At 41.5% G+C, this 2744-nt stretch carries 3 protein-coding genes and 2 pseudogenes; 1 reads left to right on the top strand and 4 read right to left on the bottom strand.

Translation table 11 applies throughout. The features are described from left to right. Both I4641_RS23630 and I4641_RS24015 read right to left on the bottom strand, forming a co-directional pair. Positions 1-637, bottom strand: a 637-nt coding sequence (locus I4641_RS23630) for a reverse transcriptase N-terminal domain-containing protein (protein WP_229643034.1), incomplete at its 3' end; no start/stop codon positions are given. A gap of 138 nt (positions 638-775) precedes the next feature. Continuing rightward, the gene (locus I4641_RS24015; protein ID WP_263858334.1) at positions 776-898 is read right to left on the bottom strand and encodes a hypothetical protein; all 123 of its coding nucleotides are present in this window, start codon (positions 896-898) and stop codon (positions 776-778) included. Positions 899-1421: 523 nt separating this feature from the next. Here I4641_RS24015 and I4641_RS23625 point away from each other — a divergent pair. Then, positions 1422-1973, top strand: a pseudogene (locus I4641_RS23625) (transposase); the annotation flags it as partial. Here the strand turns inward: I4641_RS23625 and I4641_RS23620 are convergent. After that, positions 1932-2438: pseudogene (locus I4641_RS23620) on the bottom strand (ISAzo13-like element transposase-related protein); the annotation flags it as partial. The pseudogenes I4641_RS23625 and I4641_RS23620 overlap by 42 nt on opposite strands. Further along, positions 2425-2744 (bottom strand): transposase (locus I4641_RS23615; RefSeq protein WP_229643033.1); only part of this gene is annotated, 320 nt, incomplete at its 5' end. The gene I4641_RS23615 and the pseudogene I4641_RS23620, both read right to left, overlap by 14 nt.

Raw genomic sequence — 2744 nt, 5'->3', positions numbered from 1 at the left:
ACCAGGCTTTAATTTGTTGCCTGAATTTGCCCGTGTAACCGAGCTTCTGTAGTAATGCGAAGTGGTCGATTTTATCAAAGCATTTCGCGATGTCAGCATCTAAAACGTACTTGGCTTTAGATTGAATTGCGTTTTTTATTTGCTTGATGGCATCGTGACAAGAACGTCCTGGTCTAAACCCGTAGGAATTGCTTTCAAATAAAGCTTCCCATTCAGGTTCTAAAGCGTGTTTTAGTAACGCTTGTAAGGCGCGGTCGTGAATTGTTGGGATTCCTAATGGACGTTTTTCATCTTTTCCAGGTTTGGGTATCCATACTCGTCGAGTCGGTCTACTTTTTGCTGTTAGTTTGAGTTGTCCTATGAGTCTAAGACGTGCTGCTGGGGACAGTGATTTCTTACCATCCACTCCTGCTGTCTTTCGACCCCTGTTGTCTTGTGTTACCCGACGAATCGCTAAGACCTTATTTGACCAAGACCTCACTAACGTTTTTTGGAGTTTTCTAACTTGTTTAACATCTCCATGACGAGATGCTGCATAAATGCGTTTTTGTAACTTGTAGACATATCGTTCGACTTTGAGCCAATTGATGTTGTCCCATCCCACAGTATTCGGTTTTATTGAATCTGTATTAGGCATATATACTACTACTTGTACCTTTACACATTGATATATTGCGAATCACGTCTGCGTATCCTGGGCGTTACCCCATCCCTTTTCAGGCATTTCCTGTGGCTTCAGGTTAGGCTTTGGCTTCTTGATCCATCTTCCTCAATCTCACCATACGGTTTTGACGATACCTACCAGTTTTACTGGGGATGAGGTTGAGTTACTTCGTTCCTGTATTCCTTTGCTAAATATGAAGGCATATTCAGTTGATTCGAGTTCGTTAGGATTCATCTATCCACCTGTATGAACTAATTGTGCGTTACGTATTCCCAAGAGATACGTAAATTTTGTGTTCGTCCCATTATTTTGGGCTGCAAGGTGTGATCTTTTACATCACTAGCTTATATCCCTTGCTACTATATTGAGATGGTTCAGTAGATGATTAGTTTTTCTATCCCACGAGTTCCTATTCCTTGGTATTAACCTCAGTCCAGATCGGTTATAGAACTCATGCTAGCGATTAGGCGTTTTCAGCAATTATCGCTCTGTTCGCGTTCACTCCCGCTTTTACATCTGGGTTGTCATCCCAGATAGAAGGGAAACTTCTCACTCTCGTCACCAAGAGGGACGCTGTGTGCTTTTTCCTCCGCACAAGAGGACAAGGACTTGGTGTTCTAGGTTACTAGCCTCACCTTGAAGAAATACAAGTTATCATCTGTTAAGGATTAAAGTGCGAACTCTACCTTTCGGTTACTTAACAGAAGCCCTACATCCCTCTTTTAAAAGAAGATTTCGTAGGAACGAATCGCACCTTGGGGTTAAAGTATTAGCCGTCCTCGCCGACCGTAAGAAAGAGACTGTGGTCAAATTCTTCGCCTCAATTCCCGCCCATCTCCGTAAAACAATTGAGCGGGTCTGTACGGATATGTACCTGGGATTTGTGAATGCAGCCAGAGAACAACTGCCACGAGCCTACATCGTCATTGATCGCTTTCACGTGGCACGAGCTTATCGTCATTGTGCCGACAAAGTACGAAGACAGGAGCTCAAGCTACTGAAGAAGCAGTTATCAGAGAAAGAGTATGGGCAAATCAAAGGTGCAATGTGGACCTTCCGCAAATCCCTTGAGGAATTGACGGATGAAGAATGGGAGTTGCTTCAACGTCTCTTGGCTTACTCACCGAATATGTTTGAAGCATACATCCTGCGAGAAGAATTAACAAAAATATTTGAATATAACTATACTCCCAAGGGAGCTAAATGTGCTATCCGTGCTTGGTGTAAACGAGTACGCTCCTGTAAACTTTCCCAGTTCGACAGCTTTTTAGGCACTATAGAAACCTGGCTTGACCAGATTGCCAACTATCTCTTCCATTTCGGTTTTGGTTAGTTTAACTCCCGTTTCATAGGTTTTGGTTACTAACTCAACTTTGGGATAAGAACCTTTCCACTTCATAGTTTGAGCAAATTTAATCACGGTAGAAACTTGATCTAACAGACTCCCGTTCCAATGGTTTTCTAGTACTCCCCAAGTTCTCTCAATCGGATTGTATTTACTGTCCTAAAGGATACCGCTTCGCATATGATACGGAGGGTAATAAGCTAATTTTAGATTGATTTCATATTTGTCCGCAAATTCCACCATCCGTTTCATGAACTGGGTTCTTCGCGAATGGTTTTCTGGTCCATTATCTTGATTGAGAAGTAAGGTTTTGATGTGCGCAAAACGCGCACAGTTTTCTTTCCACCAGCTTTCAAGAATATCAGCTATAAAGTCACTCGTTACTTTTGAAGTGGTGCAGTAGATATATAAGTATCTAGGCAAAATTAATTGTATATTTTGTCCCAAAGTCCTTAAGAATATTTTCTACATACTCAACTAAGTTATTCCAGCTAGTGTAAGCCTGAGATTCAATCCACTCGTATTTCATAAATCCCCAAAGAATTTCAATTAAGTTTAGCTGTGGTGAATAAGTAGGTAGCCAGAATATCTTTAGTTTTTTCTCAGACCATTCACTAATCTTTTTCTGAAAAGCCTTATGATTGCCTGTAGCAATTTGGTGGTCTGAAAATCCCCGTGCTTCGGACACTCGTTTTGAAGACAATTTGTTAGAGCTAGTTTCACCCCAAACTTTAC

It is taken from the genome of Waterburya agarophytonicola KI4, assembly GCF_020640915.1.
In the GTDB taxonomy this organism is placed as follows: domain Bacteria; phylum Cyanobacteriota; class Cyanobacteriia; order Cyanobacteriales; family Xenococcaceae; genus Waterburya; species Waterburya agarophytonicola.
Note: the sequence above shows the minus strand (reverse complement) of the source record. Positions and strands in the feature narration are given on the sequence as shown.

What these genes read in the sequence shown, in the direction of transcription:
- I4641_RS24015 (WP_263858334.1), bottom strand. Translation starts at nt 898, where the DNA reads ATGAATCCTAACGAACTCGAATCAACTGAATATGCCTTCATATTTAGC.